19 protein-coding genes and 1 tRNA gene are annotated in these 21,554 nt (G+C 71.3%); 10 read left to right on the forward strand and 10 right to left on the reverse strand.

Features of this window, described 5'->3' with window-relative positions; genetic code table 11:
* Positions 1-14: 14 nt before the first annotated feature.
* Positions 15-305: a hypothetical protein gene (locus tag BR85_RS15500; RefSeq protein ID WP_155947991.1), complete on the forward strand. Its 291-nt coding sequence runs from the start codon at positions 15-17 to the stop codon at positions 303-305.
* Between the two features lie 4 nt (positions 306-309).
* Here the strand turns inward: BR85_RS15500 and BR85_RS14635 are convergent, their stop codons facing one another.
* The 3 genes from BR85_RS14635 to BR85_RS14645 all read right to left on the reverse strand — a co-directional run bounded on the left by BR85_RS14635 (position 310) and on the right by BR85_RS14645 (position 1,365).
* Positions 310-792 (reverse strand): dienelactone hydrolase family protein, encoded by a 483-nt coding sequence (locus BR85_RS14635; protein ID WP_051526434.1) that lies wholly within the window; start codon positions 790-792, stop codon positions 310-312.
* Positions 793-798: 6 nt separating this feature from the next.
* Positions 799-874, reverse strand: a tRNA-Met gene (locus BR85_RS14640).
* 89 nt (positions 875-963) lie between these two features.
* On the reverse strand, positions 964-1,365 hold the full coding sequence (locus BR85_RS14645; RefSeq protein WP_028497304.1) for a YccF domain-containing protein: 402 nt from the start codon (positions 1,363-1,365) through the stop codon (positions 964-966).
* A gap of 103 nt (positions 1,366-1,468) precedes the next feature.
* Here BR85_RS14645 and BR85_RS14650 point away from each other — a divergent pair, with 103 nt between their 5' ends.
* Genes BR85_RS14650 through BR85_RS14665 form a run of 4 tightly spaced genes read left to right on the forward strand, consistent with a single transcriptional unit; the run spans position 1,469 to position 5,325 of the window.
* A complete protein-coding gene (locus BR85_RS14650; RefSeq protein ID WP_028497305.1) occupies positions 1,469-2,632 on the forward strand; it encodes a PP2C family protein-serine/threonine phosphatase in 1,164 nt (387 codons plus the stop codon).
* Entirely contained in the window at positions 2,629-4,587 is a 1,959-nt protein-coding gene (locus tag BR85_RS14655) for a glycosyltransferase family 2 protein (RefSeq protein ID WP_028497306.1), read from the forward strand. The genes BR85_RS14650 and BR85_RS14655 overlap by 4 nt, the downstream gene beginning before the upstream one ends.
* Positions 4,584-4,916, forward strand: a complete 333-nt coding sequence (locus BR85_RS14660) for an STAS domain-containing protein (protein ID WP_028497307.1) — start codon at positions 4,584-4,586, stop codon at positions 4,914-4,916. Before BR85_RS14655 ends, BR85_RS14660 begins: the two co-directional genes overlap by 4 nt.
* Positions 4,906-5,325 (forward strand): ATP-binding protein, encoded by a 420-nt coding sequence (locus BR85_RS14665; RefSeq protein WP_036273206.1) that lies wholly within the window; start codon positions 4,906-4,908, stop codon positions 5,323-5,325. The genes BR85_RS14660 and BR85_RS14665 overlap by 11 nt, the downstream gene beginning before the upstream one ends.
* 92 nt (positions 5,326-5,417) lie before the next feature.
* Here the strand turns inward: BR85_RS14665 and BR85_RS14670 are convergent, their stop codons facing one another.
* The gene (locus BR85_RS14670) at positions 5,418-6,905 is read right to left on the reverse strand and encodes a serine/threonine-protein kinase (RefSeq protein ID WP_231478755.1); all 1,488 of its coding nucleotides are present in this window, start codon (positions 6,903-6,905) and stop codon (positions 5,418-5,420) included.
* Positions 6,906-7,024: 119 nt separating this feature from the next.
* Positions 7,025-8,557 carry a M16 family metallopeptidase gene (locus BR85_RS14675; RefSeq protein WP_028497309.1) on the reverse strand — a complete coding sequence of 511 codons (1,533 nt, stop codon included), beginning with the start codon at positions 8,555-8,557 and terminating at the stop codon, positions 7,025-7,027.
* Positions 8,558-8,653: 96 nt separating this feature from the next.
* Between BR85_RS14675 and BR85_RS14680 the strand changes: the two genes are divergently transcribed.
* The 3 genes from BR85_RS14680 (at position 8,654) to ligD (ending at position 13,251) form a co-directional block, all read left to right on the forward strand.
* On the forward strand, positions 8,654-11,098 hold the full coding sequence (locus BR85_RS14680) for an ATP-dependent helicase (protein WP_028497310.1): 2,445 nt from the start codon (positions 8,654-8,656) through the stop codon (positions 11,096-11,098).
* A 74-nt stretch (positions 11,099-11,172) separates the two neighbouring features.
* Positions 11,173-12,171, forward strand: a complete 999-nt coding sequence (locus BR85_RS14685; protein WP_028497311.1) for an SseB family protein — start codon at positions 11,173-11,175, stop codon at positions 12,169-12,171.
* A gap of 54 nt (positions 12,172-12,225) precedes the next feature.
* Positions 12,226-13,251 (forward strand): non-homologous end-joining DNA ligase, encoded by a 1,026-nt coding sequence (ligD, locus tag BR85_RS14690; RefSeq protein ID WP_028497312.1) that lies wholly within the window; start codon positions 12,226-12,228, stop codon positions 13,249-13,251.
* Between the two features lie 3 nt (positions 13,252-13,254).
* Here the strand turns inward: ligD and BR85_RS14695 are convergent, their stop codons facing one another.
* The 4 genes from BR85_RS14695 to BR85_RS14710 all read right to left on the reverse strand — a co-directional run bounded on the left by BR85_RS14695 (position 13,255) and on the right by BR85_RS14710 (position 18,308).
* A complete protein-coding gene (locus BR85_RS14695; protein ID WP_051526436.1) occupies positions 13,255-14,445 on the reverse strand; it encodes an AI-2E family transporter in 1,191 nt (396 codons plus the stop codon).
* 32 nt (positions 14,446-14,477) lie between these two features.
* Positions 14,478-15,788 carry a threonine/serine exporter family protein gene (locus tag BR85_RS14700; RefSeq protein ID WP_028497313.1) on the reverse strand — a complete coding sequence of 437 codons (1,311 nt, stop codon included), beginning with the start codon at positions 15,786-15,788 and terminating at the stop codon, positions 14,478-14,480.
* Positions 15,789-15,983: 195 nt separating this feature from the next.
* Positions 15,984-17,024 carry an ATP-dependent DNA ligase gene (locus BR85_RS14705; protein WP_028497314.1) on the reverse strand — a complete coding sequence of 347 codons (1,041 nt, stop codon included), beginning with the start codon at positions 17,022-17,024 and terminating at the stop codon, positions 15,984-15,986.
* A 57-nt stretch (positions 17,025-17,081) separates the two neighbouring features.
* Positions 17,082-18,308, reverse strand: coding sequence for an acyl-CoA dehydrogenase family protein (locus BR85_RS14710; RefSeq protein ID WP_028497315.1), 1,227 nt, complete (start codon positions 18,306-18,308; stop codon positions 17,082-17,084).
* 82 nt (positions 18,309-18,390) lie between these two features.
* Here BR85_RS14710 and BR85_RS14715 point away from each other — a divergent pair, with 82 nt between their 5' ends.
* On the forward strand, positions 18,391-19,542 hold the full coding sequence (locus BR85_RS14715; RefSeq protein ID WP_028497316.1) for a pyridoxal phosphate-dependent aminotransferase: 1,152 nt from the start codon (positions 18,391-18,393) through the stop codon (positions 19,540-19,542).
* A gap of 18 nt (positions 19,543-19,560) precedes the next feature.
* On the opposite strand, the gene BR85_RS14720 is transcribed toward BR85_RS14715, so the two are convergent.
* Entirely contained in the window at positions 19,561-20,229 is a 669-nt protein-coding gene (locus tag BR85_RS14720) for a TetR/AcrR family transcriptional regulator (protein WP_028497317.1), read from the reverse strand.
* Between the two features lie 146 nt (positions 20,230-20,375).
* Between BR85_RS14720 and sucC the strand changes: the two genes are divergently transcribed.
* Positions 20,376-21,539 (forward strand): ADP-forming succinate--CoA ligase subunit beta, encoded by a 1,164-nt coding sequence (sucC, locus tag BR85_RS14725; RefSeq protein ID WP_028497318.1) that lies wholly within the window; start codon positions 20,376-20,378, stop codon positions 21,537-21,539.
* Positions 21,540-21,554 lie beyond the last annotated feature (15 nt).

Below are 21,554 nucleotides of genomic sequence, written 5' to 3' on the forward strand. Positions count from 1 at the left end.
TCCGCGAGACACCGATGAGCGGCATCGACGTCGAAAGCCCCGGCGGATGCTTCCGTCATGCGTTCGATGAGGAGGCGCGGCCAGACGACGTGGACGTCGTCAACGGCGAACGAGCCTCCGAGGAGCGGCCAGTCGGCCTCGAGGAAGCACAGCACGCCCGCGATCGGGATCGTGTCGTCGGCGAGCACGTCGCGGACGCGCTGGACCTGCCGCTTCACGCCGTCGACGAGTTTCGTTTCGTCGCGACCGTCGTTGCGGAGCGATTCCACACGCGGTCGGAAGATGCCGCCCTCGACGCGGACTGAGGCGCTACCGCCCGGACAGCAGTTCGGCGAGGAAGCGGCTCGTCGCGCGCTGCGAGCGCTCCGCGCTGCGCGGTGCGTAGGCGAACAGCTCGGGGCGAGGCGAGTCGGCCATCTGCGGATTGGTGAACGCGTGGGTGGTGCCGCTGTACAGGTCCAGTTCCCAGTCGACGCCCGCGCGGCTCATCCCGGCCTGCAGCTCGGCGTGCTGCGCCGGCGTGCCCATCGGGTCGTCCGCCCCGGCGCACACCAGGACGCTGAGTCCGGCAGCCGGCTGCCACGTCGCGCCCGGCTCGAGCAGATCGAGCCCGGGGTGGACGGCCACGACGCCGCGGACCCCACCACCGGTGCGTACGTACTCGAGCGCCGAGCTGCCGCCGAAGCAGTAACCGATCGTGACGATTCGCTCCGGATCCACCTCGGGCTGCGCGCGGGCGGCATCGTGTCCGGCGGCGATCCGCGCGCCCCACTCCGCCCGGTCGCCGACCATCGAATGTGGACGCGACGGCGGGAGTCGAACCCGCAACGCACCCGGGTATGAGCCGGTGCCCGGGACCACCCGGATCGCCGCGATGGATCGACGCTAACCCGGACCTGCGGCTCCCGTCCGTGGCGTGACACGCGGTGTCTCACCGTGACGCCGTGTTGCGGCATCCCCTTGTCAGCGAAGAGGGCGGTCGAACGCGCCCTGACGCGTCGAGACGATGTCCTTGCCGAGGGGCATGAGCGAGATCGGGATCATCTTGAAGTCGGCGAGGGCGAGCGGGATGCCGATGATCGTGATGAACAGGGCGATTCCGGAGAGCAGGTGGCCGATCGCGAGCCAGATGCCGGCGAAGACCACCCAGATGACGTTGCCGATGAAGGAGCCGACGCCGGCGCCCGGCTTGTCGACGATCATGCGGCCGAACGGCCACAGGACGTAGTTCGCGGTGCGGAAGGACGCGATCGCCCAGGGGATCGTGATGATCGGGATGCAGAGCAGCACGCCCGCGAGGACGTATCCGAGGAACAGCCAGAATCCGGCGAGGACCAGCCAGATGATGTTCAGCAGGGTGCGCATGCATCCATTGTCGCGCGTGCGTGCCACTGATACATCCGCGCGCAGCGCGGCTCGGCGGCTTGCCAGGAGCCGCCGTTCATACCAGGGTGCAGGTATGGCCTTATTGGAGCAACCCGTCGACTCCGAGGTGGTGCGCCAGCGAGCCCTTGAGGCCCTCGAGATCCTCGACACCCCGCGCGATGAACGCGTCGATCGCATCACCCGGCTCGCACACGAGTTCTTCGACGTGCCGATGGTGAGTGTGTCGCTGCTCGACCGCGACCGGCAGTGGCGGCTCTCGGAATACGGCTTCGACGGTGAGCGCGAAGCGCCGCGGGCGGACTCGTTCTGCGACGCCACCGTCGGCAAGGGCAGCATGCTCGTCGTCGAGGACGCCACCGTCGACGCCGACTTCGCCACCAACCCGTTCGTGACGGGCGACCCTCATCTGCGGTTCTACGCCGGTCAGCCGCTTGAGGCCCCGGGTGGCGAGACGGTCGGAACCCTCTGCCTCATCGACACGAAACCACGGCAGCTCAGCACCAAGCAGCGCGAACTCCTGCGTGAGCTCGCGTCCTGGGTGCAGGCCGAGATCGCTCGGGAGTACGAACTCGATCAGGCCGCCGTGGTCCAGAGGGCGTTGCTGCCGCGCCGCACGCCCGCCCTCCCCGGCTACACGCTCGCGGCCGCCGCGGTGCCGGCCGGGCAGGTGATGGGTGACCTGTACGACTGGGAGCTCCACGGCACCCGCCTCCGCCTGACCCTCGCGGACGTCATGGGAAAGGGCATCGGGGCGGGCATGATCGCCGCCGGCGTGCGGGCATCGCTGCGCACGGCGCCGGATCGCCCGCTGCTGGAGGCCGTGCGCGACGTCGACCGCATGCTCGCGCGCGACCTCGACGACCTGCACATGTTCGTCACGGCGCTGCATGCCGACCTGGACGCGGAGTCCGGCCGGGTCAGGTTCGTCGACGCCGGTCACAGCCTCGCTTTCATCCTCCGCGGCGATGACACCTGGGAGTCGCTGCGTTCCACGGGCCTGCCGCTCGGAATGGGCATCGATGAGGAGCGCGCAGTGGGGGAGGCCGTCCTCGAGCCCGGCGACATCCTGATGTGCTGCAGCGACGGACTGCTGGACGTGCTCGATCCCGCCGATCCCTTCGGCCACGTCCGCCGCACCCTGCGGGAGGCGGGTCCCGCCGGCGCCGTCGCGGAGGCTGTCCGCATCGCACGCGCAGCGAAGGCGCCCGACGACGTCACCGTCGTCGTCGTGGGGCGCGACGGATGACGGCCCGCTTCGTCCTCATCCGGATCCTCGCGCTGCTGTCGGTACTCCTCGGCGTCAACTATGTGGCGTGGCGCTGGCTCGCCTCCGTGAACTGGGAGGCCTGGTGGATCGCGGTGCCGCTCGTCATCGCCGAGACCTACAGCCTCATCGACACGATCCTCTTCGCGGTGACCATGTGGCGCGCCAGAGACCGGCCGGCCCCCCGCTCCGCGCCCACCGGAACAGCCGACGTCCTCATCGCCACGTACAACGAGCCGATCGAGATGGTCATGGCGACCGCGCTCGCCGCCCAGCGCATCCGCTACCCGCACGAGACCTGGATCCTCGATGACGGCGCTCGCCCGGAGATGGAGGCCGCCGCTCAAGCCGCCGGGGTGGGCTACATCACGCGCTCCGCAGACTGGGTCGGCAAGCCCCGCCACGCGAAGGCGGGGAATCTCAACAACGCCCTGCTGCAGACCGACGGGGAGTTCCTCCTCATCCTGGACGCCGACCAGGTGCCCGATCCGATGATCCTCGACCGCACGCTGGGGTACTTCGCCGACGATCCCGAGGTCGCGCTCGTGCAGACGCCGCAGTGGTTCGTCAACGTGGACGAAGCCGACCCGCTCGGCAGCCAGGCGCCGCTGTTCTACGGGCCGATCCAGCAGGGCAAGGACGGCTGGAACGCCGCGTTCTTCTGCGGATCGAACGCCGTGCTGCGCCGGGATGCGCTCATGCAGCTCGGGATCGTGGGCTACGTCCGCAACCTGGAGCAGTCGGTCGCGACCGCGCTGCGCGCAGCGCGACGGATGCTGCAGCGCGCGGTCGCCGACCGATCCGCCCCGCCCGACGTGACCGCCGAACTCGTCCGTCTGCAGGATGTCGTCGAGCGTGCCCGTGCCGACGCGGCATCCGGCACACCGATCGCCGACGTGACCTACAACGTGCACAGCGCCATCCAGGAGTCATCCCGGCGGCTCGTGGCGTCCGATCTCCGGGCGGCACGCGCCGACCTCACGGCGATCGCCGAGCTGCCCGTGCAGCATGACGCCGAACTCGACGCGTTCATCGTCGACGAGACGGCGCTGGATGCGCTCGCCGTGCGGGAGCTGTCGCCGCTCGGTGCCGTGGCCGCCGTCGACGCCCTCATCGAGGCACTCCGCATCGACCGCCCCGACGAGGCGCAGCCCGTGCAGCCGCTCGCCACCATCTCCATCACCGAGGACATGGCCACCGCCATGCAGCTGCACTCGCTCGGGTGGCGGAGCGTCTACCACCACGAGATCCTCGCGCACGGACTCGCACCCGAAGACCTGCGGACGATGCTGAAGCAGCGGCTGCGCTGGGCCCAGGGCACGATGCAGGTGCTGCTGCGCGACAACCCGCTCATGAAGAAGGGGCTCGCCGCCGGGCAGCGGCTCATGTACTTCGCGACGATGTGGAGCTACCTGTCCGGCTTCGCCGCGATCGTCTACATCGCCGCGCCCATCATCTACCTCCTGTTCGGCGTCCTGCCGGTCACGGCGTGGACGGTCGACTTCTTCGCGCGCTTCCTGCCCTACTTCCTCATCAACCAGGTGCTCTTCGTCGTGGTGGCGAAGGGGATCCGGACCTGGCGGGGACAGCAGTACTCCCTCGCACTGTTCCCGATCTGGATCAAGGCGTGCACGACGGCGTTCGCCGACGTGGTGCTCGGCAAGTCGCTGAGCTTCGTGGTCACACGGAAGGACGGACGGGCGGCCGGCGGCCCGCCATGGCGCGAGATCTGGCCGCAACTGACGGCGATGGCCCTGCTGAGCGTCGCCCTCGTCGTCGGCATCGGCCGCGTCATCGTCGGAACGGGCGACGGCACGGGCACGCTCGTGAACTCCGTCTGGGTGCTCTACGACCTGGCGGTGCTGAGCGTCATCATCCAGGCCGTGCGGTATCGCGGCTACACCCCCCGGACGCTCGACGAGAGGGCAGACGTATGAACATCACCGTCCACACCGTGAACGGCGCGGCCGTCGTCGCCGTGGCAGGCAGGCTCACCGCGACCGGAGCTCCCCGGCTGCGGCAGGCCGTCGAGGACGCCGTCGCCGCCGGCACCCCCCGCATCGTCATCGACATGAGCGACACGGAGTTCATCGACTCCTCCGGCCTCGGCGCGCTCATCGGCGGTCTCAAATCGACGCGACTGGCAGACGGCGACCTCCGCATCGCGGCGGTGCCGGAGGCCGTGCGTCGGGTCCTCAAGCTGACGAACCTCGACCGAGTGCTCCGCGAATACCCGTCGGCGGAGGCGGCGTTCGATGGACAGTGATGCGCTCGCGAGCGAGTACATCGAAGGCCCCGCCGACCTGACGCTCGTCGACGCGGTGCACGACGCGCTCGAGGACCTCTGGCGCCGCGTGCCGGAGGTGTCGGACGAAGATCGGATGCTGTTCGCCCTGGCGGTCAGCGAGGTGGCCACGAACGTCGTGGAGCACGCCGAGGGCCCCAAGCATGCCACGGTCACCGTCCGGCTGGAGGTCGACGCGGCCATGCTCACCGCCGTCATGACCGACGACGCCGACCCCGCGCTCATCCGCCTCGATCGCGTGGCGATGCCGGGGGAAGACGCCGAATCCGGCCGCGGCCTCGCGCTCGCGCTCGCCGCGCTGGACGACCTGGAGCATGATCCGGGTGACGGCAACGTCTGGCGGCTGCGCCGGCGCCGCCGCGACGCCTGAGGCCACGGCGTCGGCGCGCTCGCGGCGCCGATAAACCACATCCCGCATGAGAAACCACGTGTGGCGGTGTTTCTCATGCGGGATGTGGTTTCTCAGGGCGTCTTGCCGGGCTTCTGCGCGTCACGCGCGGCCTTGTCGGCCGCGCGCTGCTGGGCCGCCTGCTCCTTCGCCGCGTCGCGGGCGGCCTGCTCGGCGGCCTTCTGGGCGTCGCGGGCGGCCTGCTCGGCGGCTTTCTGCTCGTTCTGCGCGGCCTGCTCTGCGGCCTTTTCCGCTTCGCGGGCCGCCTTCTCGGCCTCGCGGGCCGCAGCCGTGGCATCCTCCGCCGGGTCGCTCGGCGTGCTCTGCCGGACGTCGCCGGCGGGCAGGATGGGCTCCACCTCGTCCTCGGTGACCGCCTCCTGCACGGTGCTGACCGAGGGCGCCGGCGTGGGTCCGACCGCCGGAGCCACGCCGGACTGCAGGTGCATGCCACCCACCCACAGGCCGACCTGGAGGAAGAGCAGGGCACCGGCCGCGGCGAGCGGGAGCAGCACCGCCGCCCGCCGGCCGCGGCGGCGCGGCATCGGCGCGACGGCCGCGGTGGCCGGGTCGCCGGTCTGCGGAGGAATGTCCACCGCCGCGGAGGCCGGCGCGTCGTCGGAGACCGCCGGCGCAGCCGGGAGCCCTGCCGGCAGCGCGAGGGGGACGGTCTCGGGCGGGTGGCCCTCGACCGCCGCTGTCGAGACCGGTGCCGGCGCCACGGAGACGGGCAACCCGGCGACGCGATCGAGCACCTCGAGCGCGGTCGGTCGCGCCGCGGGATCGGTCGCGGTCATGTCCTGCAGCAGTTCGGCCCAGTCCCGTCCCATCCAGTCGGGGATGACGGGTTCCTCGATGAGCCGCGTCATGACGGCGCCGATACCGGACGCGTGCGGGAATGCGCGGTGCCCGGTGAGGGCTTCGAGGAGCATGAGGCCGAGCGAGTAGATGTCGGCCGGCCCGCCGGCGGGTTCGCCGCGCACCTGCTCCGGGGCGAGGTACGCCGCGGTTCCGATGATGAGGCCGGGCGTGGTGAGCCGTGTGGAGTCGGCGAGGTAGGCGACCCCGAAGTCCGCGAGCTTCGCGCGGTGCCGGCGTCCCGGCAGCGACGTCGGCGCGAGGAGCACGTTGGAGGGCTTGATGTCGCGGTGCACGATGCCCGCGTCGTGCACGACGTGCAGCGCGGCGGCGAGTTCGGCGGCGATCGCCGCCACCTCGCCGGCCGCCATCGGCCCCTTCGCGAGCTCCCCGGCGAGGGAGGGGCCGTCGACGAACTCCATGACCAGGTACTCGGGCTTGCCGGGCACGATGCTCGCGTCGAAGAGCGTCACCAGCGACGGATGGTTGAGCGAGGCCAGCAGCGCCATCTCCATGCGCGCACGTTCCGGCGTGGCGTGGGCATCGGCATCCCCGCGCAGCATCTTGATCGCGACCGTGCGGCCCAGCTGGAGATCCTCGGCCCGGAACACCCGTGCCATGCCGCCCTGGCCGATGCACGCGCCGAGCTGGTAGCGACCGTCGAGCAGCGCCGCCGTCGCCATCTCCTCCACCGGCTGTGTCACGTCGATCCTCCCCAAAATCCGCCCGAGGGGCGCGATGGATGCGACGCTACCGGCGCGGGGTCAAAGCGACTTCCGGGTTGACTTCGGCGTGGTTTCCTGCAAGACGGGGGAGTGGCAGGTCACGCGGGAAGCGGCGTCTCCAGGTCGACACCGGCCTGCACGTCGCCGGGGATGCGCGTTCCCAGCAGGTCGTGCAGCTTGGCCGCGCCGCGCCACTGGTCGAGGTCGACGATCATGAAGTGCCCTTCGCGACCGACGAGACACCAGAAGCGCTGCCCTTCCGAGTAGAGGGCCACCGGCATGCTGTCGAAGCGCACCTCCATGGTCCCCGCGCTGGAGGCGAAGGTCACGCGTTCCAGGTCGACGAACAGGCTGGCTCCGCGCAGGCCGCGGAACGCGCGGCCGCCGAAGACCTCGACCTCCGCGGGCATGACGTGCCGCACCCAGTCCCCCCGGGAGAGGGTGACGGCGAGCGGTGTGGGGTCTTCCGCCGGCGGCATGCCCAGCGCGGCCGTGACCTCGTCGTCGTCCGGGAGCGGGGTGTCGCCGGCGAACGTGATGAAGCGGGTCGTCATGGCGTCGGCGATCACCCGCTGGACGTCTGCGGGCGTGACGGCGTGCAGGTCGACGGCCTCCACATCGTCGCGCTCGCGGCGACCGCGGAGCACGCCGGCGGCGATCGCGTCCAGCTGCGCGGCCTGCGCCAGCGGGTCGTCGTCGGCGGCATCCCACGCCTCGATCTGCTCACGAATCGCGGCCTCGTCCGGTCCCGTTTCAGCGAGCTCACGGAGCAGCTCGACGGCGCCCGTCGCCGCCGCGAGGGCGTCCTCGGCGCGGGGATCCATCGCATACCCGACGAAGGTGGCGCCCGCGCCGAGGGGGAAGGCGAAGCCGTTCACCGAGTACACCAGGTGCCGCTCGGTCCGCAGCCGCCCGAGCAGGGCGTCCTCCAGCAGGGTCCGCGCGACCGCGGTGTGCGCGGCATCCGGGGAGCGGAGTACAAGCGAGAGGACGAGGGGGACCTCGCCGTTGGGGATCCACGCCTCATGGCGGATCGGCTCCGGGGGCGTCCGCTCCGGGACGGGCCGCGCGGGGGGCAGCGAGAGCGTGAAGCCGTCGGGGATCGGTCCGGTGAAGGTCAGCGCGGCGTTGCCGGCGTGCAGCCAGGTGTCCGCGAAGCGCAGCGCGTCGGCCCGGGTGTGGGAGCGGTGGGCGGGACTTCCGAAATCGAGCAGCCCGAGCGACTGGTTCCCGAACCGGTCGATGAGGTTCCCGCGGCCGATGCGCTCGTCGCCCTGACCGAGCTCGGCGGAGATGATCCGCCGCTGCTCGAGGACGTCATCGGCCGTGATTTCGTGCAGGGACGACACCGCGGCGGCCACGCGCGTCAGGAAGTCGCCGACCTGCGCGGGGGAGCCCTGCGCGAAGAACGCGATGACCTCGTCGGAGGTCGTGGCATTGTGCGTGACAGCGACCTTTCCCACGCGCTTCATGATCAGGTGCTCGAGCAGATGCGCTGTCCCGGCGCTGCGCGCGGTCTCGTCGCGCAGGCCCACGCCGAAGACGAGCGTCCCCGTGAAGGTCGTGGCGATATCGGACACATAGGCGGGGAGGCCGGCGACGTCGAGGACGCGGATGGCGGGCGAGGGCATGGGCCCATCCTGGCCGACCGGCGGGCTCCCGCCCGGCACCCGGCGTGCGAGACACGCCGACCGGACGTCGGCGGCCGCGCCTAGACTTGAGGGGACATGAGTGACCCGATCAAACCAGTCATCGTCGGGGCAGCACGCACCGGCACGCGTGCCGACGACGACCTCCTGAAGGGGCTCAATCCACCGCAGCGCGAAGCGGTCACCTATCGCGGGCAGGCGCTGCTCATCGTCGCGGGCGCAGGGTCGGGGAAGACCCGCGTCCTGACCCACCGCATCGCGTCGCTGCTGCGCGGCCGGGAGGCGTGGCCGAGCCAGATCCTCGCGATCACCTTCACCAACAAGGCCGCCGGCGAAATGCGCGAGCGCGTCGCGCAGCTCATCGGGGACAGCGCGCAGGGCATGTGGATCTCGACGTTCCACTCCGCGTGCGTGCGGATCCTCCGCCGCGAGGCGCAGCAGTTCGGCTTCACGAAGAGCTTCACCATCTACGACTCCGGCGACTCGCGCGCGCTCATCAAGCGGCTCGTCAAAGAGCATGAAGCGGATGCCTTCGGCCTGACCCCGGCATCCGTCCAGGGCCGCATCTCGAAGCTGAAGAACGAGCTCGCTGACGCCGAATCGTTCGCGCGGACCGCGAACATGTCCGACCCCGCCGAGCGGCTTTTCGTCGAGATCTTCGCGGACTACCAGCGCGCGCTGCAGCGGGCGAACGCGTTCGACTTCGACGACCTCATCGCCCAGACCGTCTACCTCTTCCGTGCGTTCCCGCACGTCGCGGACGTGTACCGGCGCCGGTTCCGCCACATCCTCGTGGACGAGTACCAGGACACGAACCACGCGCAGTACGCGCTCATCCGCGAGCTGACCCGTCCGGTCGTCGGCAAGGCGGGCGACGCGTTCTCCAGCGGCGGCATGATGATCTTCGAGCCGGAGCAGGCACCCGAGATGGAGGGTGCGTCTCTCACGGTCGTCGGCGACTCCGATCAGTCCATCTACGCCTTCCGCGGCGCGGACATCCGCAACATCACCGAGTTCGAGCGCGACTACCCGGGCGCGAAGGTCGTGCTGCTGGAGCAGAACTACCGTTCGACGCAGAACATCCTCTCCGCGGCGAACGCCGTCATCGGCAACAACTTCGACCGCAAGGACAAGAAGCTGTGGACCGACGTCGGCGCGGGGGAGCCGATCATCGGCTTCACCGGCTACTCGCAGCACGATGAGGCCCAGTTCGTCGCGGACGAGGTCGAGGCGATCCGGAAGGCCGGCGTCGAGTACTCGCAGATGGCCGTCTTCTACCGCACGAACTCGCAATCCCGCGCGCTGGAGGAGATCTTCATCCGCTCGGCCGTGCCGTACAAGATCATGGGCGGCACCAAGTTCTACGACCGGGCCGAGATCAAGGACGCCATGGCGTACCTCATCGCCGTCGCGAACCCGGCGGACGAGCTCTCGGTCCGTCGCATCCTGAACCGGCCCCGCCGCGGCATCGGCGATGTGACGGAGACCGCGATCGCCCGCTACGCGGCGGAGGAGGGCATCACCTTCCGCGACGCCCTGGCCAACGCGTCGGCGCTGGGCGTCGGCCCGAAGATCCAGCAGGCGATCGTGCGCCTGGACGCGGTGCTCGCGGAGGCGGCGGAGATCATGCTCCCCTCCTCCGGCGAAGTCGCGCCGCCGACCTCGGTCGCCGAGGGGCTCTCGCTGCTGCTCAACAAGTCGGGCTATCTCGACGCCCTGCGCCAGAGCAAGGACCCGCAGGACGAGGCGCGCGTGGAGAACCTGGACGAGCTCGTCGCGGTGACCCGCGAGTTCGCGCGCAACAATCCCGACGGGACGCTGCTGGATTTCCTCACCGAGGTCGCGCTCGTCTCGGATGCCGACGATCTCTCGGATGCCAGCGGCTCGGTGTCGCTCATGACGATGCACACCGCGAAGGGTCTCGAGTACGACGCCGTGTTCGTCACGGGCGTCGAAGAGGACCTCATCCCGCACCGCATCTCGGCGGGGGAGCCGGGCGGACCGCAGGAGGAGCGGCGCCTCTTCTACGTCGCGCTCACGCGCGCCCGGAAGCGCCTGTACCTCTCGCTCGCCATGACGCGGGCGCAGTTCGGCGAGGTCACCGTGGCCATGCCGAGCCGCTTCCTGCAGGAGATCCCGCACGAGCTGATCGACTGGCGCCAGTCGCCGGGCGATGTGAACTCGCGTGGCGGCATGCAGTCCCGGGCGCTGAACGCGCGCCGTCCCGGCGGCGGGGGCGGCTTCGGCGGCGGCGGGAAGCGCTACGGCGACGACCTCGTCCCTCTCCCCCCGCGCGAGAAGAGCGGCTCGATCGAGAAGTTCGCGAACCGCATCCCGGCGAAGGTGCGCGACAACGGCGATCTCGAGCTCGGTGCGGGCGACCGCATCCGCCATGACGATTTCGGCGAAGGGCGCGTTGACATGGTCACCGGCGAGGGGGCGAAGCGCGTGGCGCACGTCCGGTTCGACACCGCCGGCCCGAAGAAGCTCCTCATCAAGATCGCGCCGATCAGCAAGCTGTAGGCGGCGCGTGAGGATCCCCGACGATCGCGCGAGCTCCCGGGAGTCGCCGATGCGCAGCGGGTTAGGCTCGCAGGATGGCCCTCTTCTCCCGCCGTCCGAAGCCCGCCGAGACGCCGGCTCCTCCGTCGGCCGCTGAGCCGGCCGCGGCCCCGACCGACGCGCAGCCCGCCATCGTGCTGCCGGACGAGATCATCCCCCAGGTGGGCATCTCCGTCTCCACGTTCGGGCAGGCCGCGAGTGCGCCCCCGGTGATCCGCCCGGCCGCCGAAGCGCCCCCGCGCAGCGAGACGGTGCCCGGCATGCCCGACAACGTCGTGCTGCGCGCCGCGCTCGCCGCGCTTCCGGAGAAGCCGCAGAACCTCGACGTCATGAACGTCATGCGGCAGGCGCTGCAGGGCCACCTCTACCTGCGGGTGCGCGGCGACGCCCGCACGCTCGTCGCGGAGGGCAAGCCGCTCTCGCTCGCCGTCTCGACGATCGAGGACAAGCGCTTCCTCCTCGCCTACACCGGTGGCGAGCCGCTGCAGGCCGCCGTCCGCGCCGACGGCGACAGCGGCACGTCCGCGCTCGGTCAGCCCGTGGGGGTCGTCTTCGCGAACGCCCTTGCGGGCGACTACGCGGGCATGATCCTGGACCACGCGACCGCCGGCGGCCGGATCGTGCTCCCGATCGAGCTCATCCGCAAGGCGCTCGAGGAGGGCGACCCCGAGCTGACCCTCAAGAACCTCCTCGGCCGCCCCCGCGACCAGAAGACGGCGGTGGACGTGGCTGAGGCCCTGAGCCGCGTCAAGCTGTGGGTCGCGGCCGGCCCGGCCGACGAGAACGGCCGTTTCGGTCTGGCCGAGGCCCGGACGCCCGACGGAGCACGGACGCTCGAGGTGTTCTCCCATCCGCTCGAGGTCATCGCGATGCGTCGCGGCGACCGGCCCCTGCCGCTGACCGGCGCGCAGCTGCACGCCGCGGTGATGGGCGATCCGGCCATCACAGGCGTCGTCGTCGACCCGGCCGGCCCCTGGATCAGGCTCGACCGTGAGCCGCTGCTCGCGGCGCTCGCCCCCGGCGACGCGGGCTGAGTCGACGCGCCACCCCCTCGACCCGTGTCGAGCGCTCCGCCTAGGGTGGGGCGCATGGCGACTGAGCGGACGACGGTGACGGTGCCCGGACCCCACGGCCCGCAGGACGTGTCGGTGTCCAGTCCCAATCGGATCCTGTGGCCCGAGCTCGGCATCACCAAGCAGGAGCTCGCCGAGTACGTCGCCGCGGTCGCCGACCCGTTCTTGCGGGCGAACGGGCATCGCCCCGTGTCGCTGGAGCGCTTCCCGGACGGGGTCGACGGGGAGAGCTTCTTCTCCAAGAACCCGCCCAAGGGAGCCCCCGACTACGTCGGCGAGGTGATGTGCACCTACAACAGCGGACGCCGTCATCCCCAGGTCGTGCTGGACAACGCCGCGGCGATCGTCTGGGCCGTGCAGATGAACACCGTCGTGTTCCACCCGTGGGCGTCGCTGGCCGCCGACACCGACAACCCGGTGGAGCTGCGCATCGACCTCGATCCGCAGCCGGGCACCGACTTCGCCGACGCCGCCGCGGTCGCGCCCGCCCTCCGCGACGTCCTGCGGGAGGCCGGCCTGGAGGCGTGGCTCAAGACGAGCGGGAACCGCGGCATCCACGTCTTCAGTCCCATCGAGCCGGCCCACGAGTTCCTCGACGTCCGGCACGCCGTCATCGCGGCGGGACGCGAGCTCGAGCGGCGCATGCCCGACCGGGTCACGACGAACTGGTGGAAGGAGGAGCGCGGGCAGCGCATCTTCCTCGACTTCAACCAGGCCAACCGCGACCGGACGATGGCCGGGGCCTACAGTCCCCGTGCCCTCCCGTCCGCGACCGTTGCGACGCCGATCACGTGGGACGAGCTGGCGGCGGGCGTCGACCCCGCGGCGTTCACGGTGCGGACCGTCCCGCAGCGCCTCGCGGACCTCGGCGACCCCTGGGCCGACCTGCAGGCCGCGCCGGGCCGCATCGACACGCTCCTGGAGTGGTGGCAGCGTGACCTCGATGCCGGTCTCGGCGAGCTGCCGTTCCCGCCGGAGTTCCCGAAGATGCCGGGGGAGCCGCCGCGCGTGCAGCCGAGCCGCGCCCGCAGCGCGGACTGATCCTCAGGCGATCGGGCGGGTCACCGGCGCGTCCGCGCCGACCTCCTCGCGGTGCTTCGGCCGGGCCCACCGTACGGGCGTGTGCGGTCCGTCCCAGACCTGGATGGCGCCCCACGCCACGGCGGTGATCGGCACGGCGAGGACGGCGCCCACGATGCCGGCGAGGACGGCGCCGACGGTCAGGGCGACGAGCACGACGAACGCGTGCAGCTTCATCGACCGGCCCATCAGCACCGGCTGCAGGAAATTCCCCTCCAGTTGGTTCACGAGCACGACGACACCCACGACGATGAGCGCGACGACCCAGCCGTTCGCGACGAGCGCGACGAGCGCGGCGAGGATGCCGGCGACGGTCGCGCCGACGATCGGGATGAACGCGAGCAGGAAGACCAGGACGGCCAGCGGGATGGCGAGCGGCACCTGGAGGATGAGGAGACCGATCAGGATGCCGATGGCGTCCACGGCCGCGACCGTCGCCGTGCCGCGGACGTACGACCCGAGGGTCTGCACCGTCTTGTCGCCGATGCGCACCGCACGCTCGTAGCTGTCCCCACGGAACGGGCGCAGCAGGAACGCCCACATCTGCGGGCCGTCCTTCAGGAAGAAGAACAGCATCGTCACCATCAGGACGAGACCCGTGATGAAGTTGGCGACCGCGCCGACGCCGGCGAGGGCACCCGAACCGAACTGCGCGCTCGTGACGAAGTCGGTCAGCGACGCGATCCACTCGTCGATCTGCGCCTGGTCGATGTCGATCGGCAGCGTCGCGGTCCACGCGAGCAGGTCCTGGAACCCCTGCTGCGCCTGCGTGTACAGCTCATCCCACTGGTCGCGCACCGCCCAGGCGATGAGCCAAGACAGCGCTCCGAGGATCGCCGAGATCGTCAGCAGCGTCAGCAGCGTCGCCACCACCGCCGGGACGCCGCGCCGCCGCATCCACGACATGACCGGGGCGAAGGCGGAGGCCAGGATGAGCGCGATCACGAGCGGGATGGTGACCACGGTGATCTGCTGGATGCCCCAGACCGCGGCGGCCGTGATCGCGACGACGATCATCACCTGCAGGGCGCGGGTCGCGGTGCGCCCCAGGCCGTCGGCCCACAGGCTCCACGGCCGGCCGGGGGCGTCGACGCGCAGCGGCGTGCCGGCGGTGTCGAAGCGGACGGTCTTGGGGGTCGAGCTGAACAATCCCATGGCTCGACGCTAGACGACGCGGCGCCGCGCGGTCATCCTCTGCGCCGAGACCATTCGCGTTCCGTGAGCACCCGCGACACCGTCAGGCCGATCGCGAGGGCGACCACGACGAAGACCGCCTGCACCCCGTTCTGGATCGCGGCCAGCGTGTCGCCGTCGATGACGCCCGCGATCGAGCGGTACGCCGCGGCGCCGGGGACCATGATGAGGACCGCCGGCACGGTGAGCGTCACGCGGGCGGCGCGCATCCGGTCGGAGACGAAGAACGCGCCGAACCCGACCGCGATCGCCGCGACGGCCGCGGCGACGGCGGGCATGGTCCCCGCGTCGACGAGGGCGAGTCGCGCGACGTTGGCGATGGCGCCGAGCGTCGCCGCGACGAGTGCGATCGCCCAGGGTGTGGCGAACAGCGCGGCGAAGCCGAGCACGCCGATGAAGCCGGCGATGAGGCGCACGATCGACAGGACGGGCTCGTCGAAGGCGGGTGCGGCGGTCTGCGAGACCGAGACACCCACGAGGGCGGCCGTTCCCCAGACGGCCGTCCCGGTGGCGAGGAGGATGAGGCACGCATAGACGACGCGCGCGATCCCGGCGTTGAGGTCGAGGCGGGCGAGGTCGAGGGCACCCGTCACGAGGGGGAACCCCGGGACGAGGTAGAGGACGGCGCTGGTGAGCGCGGCGTCATGCTGCCCGCCCGGCACCCCGGCGAGGTCGAGCAGACCGGCCGCGGCGAGGTAGACGCCCAGGGCGACGAGTGCCGACGTGAACACGAGCAGGAACTCGTTGACGTGGATGCGACCAAGGAGCATCCGCACCCACTGCCCGAGACCGGCCGCGATCCCCACCGCCAGGCACTCCTGCCAGCCGCCGTTGTTGAGCAGCGCGAACGCGGCGCAGGCCAGCGCCGCGGCGAGGATCTTGACGGGGTCCGCGACGCGGCGGGCGCGCTGCTCCACCGCGTCGAGGCGCTCCTGCAGCGATGCCGCGGTGGTCGGCGGCGCGAGATCGTTCGTGAGGCGCTTGAGGTGGGTGAGCCGGTCGGCATCCACGGCCGGGCGGCCGATCTCGACCACCCGGGTGCGGAACATCTGGCCGCGGCCCGTCGTGGCGACGAGGTCGGTCATCCCGATCCGGGTATGCAGCTGCGCGATCCCGACGGCCTCCGCGGCACGGTGCATGCTGTCGCGCACGCGCGCGGCGGATGCGCCGGCGCCGAGCATCATCGACCCGAGCCGCACGACGGCATCCGTCCGCGCGATGAACTGCACCGGCTCCAGCCGCAGCTCCGCCGTGTGCGACGACTCGCCGGACGGGTCTGCGGGGGGTGCGGACGGGTCGGTCATGACTTGATCCTCGCACCGCCGGACGGGTTCCGCGAAAGGCGTTTATTCACGGCCCGCCGCGGATCTGCGTCACCCGGACGTGCGTAGTGTCAGGGGCACAGGACGAGCAGCGGCAGCTGATCGGACGCAGATTTCGGGCCCGCACGACGAGCCGCCGGATCCCGGCGCCGGTGCGGGCCCGATCTGCGTGCGGCGTCAGTCCAGGACGTCGCCGAGGTCGTACGCCGCCACCGTCTCCAGCTGGTCGAACCGGCAGGAGCGCGGGTCGCGGTCGGGGCGCCAGCGCTCGAACTGCACGGTGTGCCGGAAGCGCTCGCCCTCCAGCTGGTCGTAGCGCACCTCGAGGACGCGTTCCGGACGCAGCCGGACGAACGAGACGTCCTTCGAGCCGCTGAACCGCGACCGGTCGGTCTCGCCCGTGACGGCGGCACCGTCCTCGTCGCGTTCGACGAGCGGCGCGAGCTCGTCGATGAGCTCGCGGCGACGCGCGTCGCTCCACGCCGCGACGCCGCCGACGCTGCGCAGCGTGCCGGCCGCGTCGTACAGCCCCACCAGCAGCGAGCCGACGCCCTCGCCGCTCTTGTGGATGCGGTACCCGAGCGCGACGACATCCGCGGTGCGGGCGTGCTTGATCTTGAACATCGTGCGCTTGCCGGGAGCGTAGGGCTGCGCGAGAGGTTTGGCGACGACGCCGTCCAGCCCCGCGCCCTCGAACTCCGCGAGCCAGCGGCGGGCGAGATCGCGGTCACGGGTCGTGCGGGTGACGTGCAGCGGATGCGGGACACCGCCGAGGAGATCCTCCAGCTCGGCACGCCGCGTCTCGAAGGGTTCGGACTGCAGGTCGCGGTCGCCGCGGGCGAGGAGATCGAAGGCGACGAACATCGCCGGGTGCGTCTCGCTCAGCATCCTCACGCGCGATGCGGCCGGGTGGATCCGCTGGGAGAGGATCTCCCACTGCAGGCGCTGGGCGCCCTCGGCGCCGTCCGCGACGACGATCTCCCCATCCAGGAGGCACGGCTCCGGCAGCAGCCGTGCGCAGGCCCCGACGAGCTCGGGGAAGTAGCGGGTCAGCGGTTTCGCTCCGCGTGAGCCGAGCTCGACGTCCGTCCCGTCCCACGCGACCAGGGCGCGGAAGCCGTCCCACTTCGGCTCGTACGACAGCCCTCCCGCGAACTTGTCCGGGTCGGGGACCTCGGGGGCGGACTTCGCGAGCATCGGTGCGGGGATCTCGTACATGCGACCATCACACCGGCAGCGGCCGACATGCGCAATGCGCCGGGGCCGCGGGTGCGGTCAGGCGAAGGCCGACACCCCGGTGATGTCGCGGCCGATGAGGAGAGCCTGGACGGATTCGGTGCCCTCGTACGTGTGGATCGCCTCGATGTCGGCCATGTGCTGCATGACGCCGTTCTCGAGCAGGATGCCGTTGCCGCCGAGCAGGTCGCGCGCGGCGGAGGCGATCCGCCGTGCCGCCCGCGTGTTGTGGTACTTCGCGAGCGACGCCTGCGTGGGCCGGAGGCCGCCGGACTGCTCGAGGTCGGCGAGGTGGCGGCAGTACAGCTGCATCGCCGTGAGCTCCTCGAGCATCTGCGCGAGCCGCTCCTGCACCATCTGGAACTTCGCGAGCGGCTTGCCGAACTGCGTGCGCTGCTGCGCGTACTGCAACGCCGCTTCGTAGCAGGCCGTCGCGTGGCCGAGCGCCGACCAGGCGACGCCCGAGCGGGTCGAGTACAGCACGGTCGAGGCATCTTTGAAGCTCTTCGCGCCGGGGAGGACGGCATCCAGCGGCACGCGCACGTCGTCGAGGGCGATGTGAGCCTGGTGGATGCCGCGCAGCGACGCCTTGCCGGTGATCACCGTGCCGGTGTAGCCCGGCGCCGACTGCTCCACGAGGAAGCAGCGCACCGCACCGTGCTCGGGCGCGGTGTCGTCGTCGATCCGGGCCCAGACGAACGTGACCCCGCCGGACGCGCCGTTGCCGATCCACTTCTTCGTGCCGCGGATGACCCAGGTGTCGCCGTCGCGCCGGGCGACCGTCTCGAGCGACACCGAGTCCGACCCGTGGTCGGGCTCGGTCAGCGCGAACGCCGCCGGGACCGTGGCGCGGGCGATGGGCGCGAGCCACGCCTCCTGCTGCTGCGGGCTGCCGAACAGCGCGAGCGTGCGCAGCGCGAGGCCGCCCTGCACCGCGACGACGGTGCCGAGCGACCCGTCGCCCCGGGAGATCTCCATGTTGACCAGGCCTGCGGCGAGCGGCGAGAAGCGCGTGAGGCCCGGGTGCTCGATGCCGTCGTTGAGCAGATCGAGCTCGCCCATCCGCTCGGCGAGGTCGAGCGGGTACTCCGCCCGGTCCCACGCCTCCTGCATCCGGTCGCCGACCTCGTCGATGTAGGCCTGTGCGCGCTCCCACACGGCCCGGTCCGCTTCGGGGATGTCGGCGAACACGGCGTAGTAGTCGGTGCCGAGCCGGCCCGTCACGTCGTAGGAGGAGACGGCTTCGCCGGGCAGTGCGCTGGTCATGCGGCCAGCATATCGGATGGGGTACTGAGTCCCGTGCTAAGTGGGACCTAGTCCCATGACGTCGCGGTCGTACGCTGGAGCCGTGCCCGCGCTCAGTCCCCACATGCTCGCCGTCCCGGCCAGCGGCATCCGTCGCATCTTCGAGGTCGCCCTCACGCTGGACGGCGTCACGCTGCTCGCGGTCGGCGAACCGGACGTGCCGGTCGCCCCGCACATCCTCGCGGCCGCCGCGGCCGCCTGGACCGCCGACGAGACCGGGTACACCGCCAACGCCGGGATGCCGGAGCTGCGCCGCGCCTTCGCCGACCGGTTCGCCGCCGATCACGGGGCCCCGATCGACGCCGAGCGCGTGTGCGTCACCGTCGGCGGCACGCAGGCGCTGCACCAGGCGCTCGGCCTCATCCTGGGGCCGGGCGACGAGGTCCTCATCCCCGACCCCGGCTACTCGACGTTCTCGATGAGCCCGCGGATGCTGTCCGCCGTGCCCGTCCCGTACGCGCTCCGCGAGGAGGCGGGGTTCCTGCCGGAGGTGGAGCGGCTCGAGCCGCTCGTGACGGCACGGACGCGCGCGATCATCGTGAACTCGCCGTCCAACCCGCTCGGCACGGTGCTGGACGAGTCGCGCGCCCGCGCGCTGCTCGAGTTCGCCCGGCGCCACGACCTGTGGGTCATCAGCGACGAGGTGTACTCCGAGCTCACGTTCGACGCACCGCATGTCAGCCTGGTCGCCCTCGACACCGCGGACACCGGCGGGCAGCGTGTCCTCGGCGTCTTCTCGACGTCGAAGACCTACGCGATGACCGGCGTGCGCGTCGGGTTCCTCGTCACCCCGACCGACTGGGCGCCGCACCTGCGGACCGTCCAGGAGGCGATGATCTCGTGCGTCGACGCCCCCGCGCAGCGCGCGGCGATCGCCGCGCTCCGCGGCGACCAGGGCCACGTCGCCGCGGAGCGGGAGCACTACCGCGACAACCTGACGGCGGCGACGGACCTGCTGCGGGCGCGGGGGATCGGCTTCCTCCGTCCCTCCGGCGCCATGTACCTGTGGATCGACATGCGCCACGCCACCGGCGGGGACGTCGCCGGCTGGGCGGAGACGTTCCTTCGCGAGAGCCGCGTCGCCGTGGCACCGGGCTCCGCGTTCGGCGCCTCCGGCCAGGGCTGGATCCGGGTGTGCGTCGCGGCGTCGCGCGCCGACCTCCTGCACGGGCTGTCGCTGCTGCCGGCGCCGTGAGGCGGGTCGCGGTCGAGGTCAGTCCAGTTCGGCGGCGAGCCGTCGCGTGACTTCGGCCCTCGGCATCCGCCGCGGGAAGGTCGCCACGACCAGGTCGTCCGCTGCCGGGTCGGTGCCGTCCGGGTGGACGCCGAAGCGCTGCAGCACGACGTCGTACGCGTCGGTCAGCACCGACACCGGCACCCGCTTCCCGCCGCGCAGCAGCCGGCGCAGCACGTGGTTGTGCACGGCGGTGACGGCGGCGGCGAACGCGACGGAGTCGAGCGGATCGAGCCCCGGCAGGGCGGAGCGGAGGTACTCGTCGAAGAGCCGTTCGTACTGGAAGACCGTGACGATCTCCCGGTCGCGCAGCGCCGGCACCTCGCGGACCACGGCGTAGCGCCGTCGGGCGAGTTCCGGGTCGGTCGCGAAATGGCGGAACACCTGCACCGACGCGTCGCAGACGGCGGCCCACGGGCTCTCGTGCGTCTCGGCGAGGTATTCGCGCAGTCGCTCGAGCAGGAGGTCGTGGTCGGAGAAGACGACGTCGTCCTTGCCGCCGAACTGGCGGAAGAACGTGGAGCGGGAGACCCCCGCCGCGTGCGCGATCTGCTCCACCGAGGTGGCCTCGAAACCCTGCGCCGCGAAGAGGTCGAGTGCTGCGGCGACGACGCTGTCGCGGGCGGTGCTGCGGGCCGGTTCGGTCATGGTGCTGAAAGCTTAGTTGTCCGGTCGTACGGGGTGCAGGCGGAAAGGGCGCCCAGTCGCGGGTACTAAGCTGGGGCACTGGTCGATATCTCGACATCGAGATTCTTTCGGCACCGAAACCACAGTCGCCCAGCGAAGGATTGCACGTGGATCTTTACGAGTACCAGGCCCGAGACCTGTTCGAGAAGTACGAGGTGCCGGTGCTCGCCGGCATCATCGCCGACACCCCCGAGGAGGCGAAGGCGGCCGCGGAGAAGATCGGCGGCCTCGTCGTCGTGAAGGCGCAGGTGAAGACGGGCGGCCGCGGCAAGGCGGGCGGCGTCAAGGTCGCCAAGACGCCCGACGACGCATACGAGGCGGCCAAGGCCATCCTCGGCCTCGACATCAAGGGCCACGTCGTCAAGCGCGTGATGGTCGCCGCCGGCGCATCCATCGAGAAGGAGTTCTACTTCTCGGTGCTGCTGGACCGCGCCAACCGCTCCTACCTGTCGCTCGCGAGCGTCGAGGGCGGCATGGAGATCGAAGAGCTCGCCGTCGAGCGCCCCGAGGCGCTCGCCCGCGTCGAGGTCGACCCGATCGTCGGCATCGACCAGGCCAAGGCGCTCGAGATCGCCAAGGCCGCGAACTTCGACGACGAACTGGCCCCCAAGGTCGCCGACGTCTTCGTGAAGCTCTTCAACGTCTACAAGGGCGAGGACGCCACCCTCGTCGAGGTGAACCCGCTGATCCTGTCCTCCGACGGCGACATCATCGCCCTCGACGGCAAGGTGACGCTGGACGAGAACGCCGAGTTCCGGCACGCCTCGCACGCGCTCCTGGAGGACAAGGCCGCCGCCGACCCGCTCGAGGCCAAGGCCAAGGAGAACGACCTCAACTACGTCAAGCTCGACGGCCAGGTCGGCATCATCGGCAACGGCGCGGGGCTCGTCATGTCCACGCTCGACGTCGTCGCGTACGCGGGCGAGAACCACGGCGGCGTGAAGCCGGCGAACTTCCTCGACATCGGCGGCGGCGCGTCGGCCGAGGTCATGGCCGCGGGCCTGGACGTCATCCTCGGCGACCCGCAGGTCAAGAGCGTCTTCGTCAACGTGTTCGGCGGCATCACGGCGTGCGACGCCGTCGCCAAGGGCATCGTCGGCGCGCTCGCCGAGCTCGGCTCCACGGCATCCAAGCCGCTCGTCGTGCGCCTGGACGGCAACCGCGTCGAAGAGGGTCGCAAGATCCTCCAGGACGCCAACCACCCGCTCGTGACGCTGGCAGCGACCATGGACGAGGGCGCCGACAAGGCCGCCGAACTCGCCAACGCCTGAGCCCCGCATCCGGAA

The organism is Microbacterium sp. UNCCL10, assembly GCF_000746195.1.
Taxonomy (GTDB): domain Bacteria; phylum Actinomycetota; class Actinomycetes; order Actinomycetales; family Microbacteriaceae; genus Microbacterium; species Microbacterium saccharophilum.

What these genes read in the sequence shown, in the direction of transcription:
- BR85_RS15500 (WP_155947991.1), top strand. Translation starts at nt 15, where the DNA reads ATGAGCGGCATCGACGTCGAAAGCCCCGGCGGATGCTTCCGTCATGCG.
- BR85_RS14635 (WP_051526434.1), bottom strand. Translation starts at nt 792, where the DNA reads ATGGTCGGCGACCGGGCGGAGTGGGGCGCGCGGATCGCCGCCGGACAC.
- BR85_RS14645 (WP_028497304.1), bottom strand. Translation starts at nt 1,365, where the DNA reads ATGCGCACCCTGCTGAACATCATCTGGCTGGTCCTCGCCGGATTCTGG.
- BR85_RS14655 (WP_028497306.1), top strand. Translation starts at nt 2,629, where the DNA reads ATGACGGCCCGCTTCGTCCTCATCCGGATCCTCGCGCTGCTGTCGGTA.
- BR85_RS14660 (WP_028497307.1), top strand. Translation starts at nt 4,584, where the DNA reads ATGAACATCACCGTCCACACCGTGAACGGCGCGGCCGTCGTCGCCGTG.
- BR85_RS14665 (WP_036273206.1), top strand. Translation starts at nt 4,906, where the DNA reads ATGGACAGTGATGCGCTCGCGAGCGAGTACATCGAAGGCCCCGCCGAC.
- BR85_RS14675 (WP_028497309.1), bottom strand. Translation starts at nt 8,557, where the DNA reads ATGCCCTCGCCCGCCATCCGCGTCCTCGACGTCGCCGGCCTCCCCGCC.
- BR85_RS14680 (WP_028497310.1), top strand. Translation starts at nt 8,654, where the DNA reads ATGAGTGACCCGATCAAACCAGTCATCGTCGGGGCAGCACGCACCGGC.
- BR85_RS14685 (WP_028497311.1), top strand. Translation starts at nt 11,173, where the DNA reads ATGGCCCTCTTCTCCCGCCGTCCGAAGCCCGCCGAGACGCCGGCTCCT.
- ligD (WP_028497312.1), top strand. Translation starts at nt 12,226, where the DNA reads ATGGCGACTGAGCGGACGACGGTGACGGTGCCCGGACCCCACGGCCCG.
- BR85_RS14695 (WP_051526436.1), bottom strand. Translation starts at nt 14,445, where the DNA reads ATGGGATTGTTCAGCTCGACCCCCAAGACCGTCCGCTTCGACACCGCC.
- BR85_RS14700 (WP_028497313.1), bottom strand. Translation starts at nt 15,788, where the DNA reads ATGACCGACCCGTCCGCACCCCCCGCAGACCCGTCCGGCGAGTCGTCG.
- BR85_RS14705 (WP_028497314.1), bottom strand. Translation starts at nt 17,024, where the DNA reads ATGTACGAGATCCCCGCACCGATGCTCGCGAAGTCCGCCCCCGAGGTC.
- BR85_RS14710 (WP_028497315.1), bottom strand. Translation starts at nt 18,308, where the DNA reads ATGACCAGCGCACTGCCCGGCGAAGCCGTCTCCTCCTACGACGTGACG.
- BR85_RS14720 (WP_028497317.1), bottom strand. Translation starts at nt 20,229, where the DNA reads ATGACCGAACCGGCCCGCAGCACCGCCCGCGACAGCGTCGTCGCCGCA.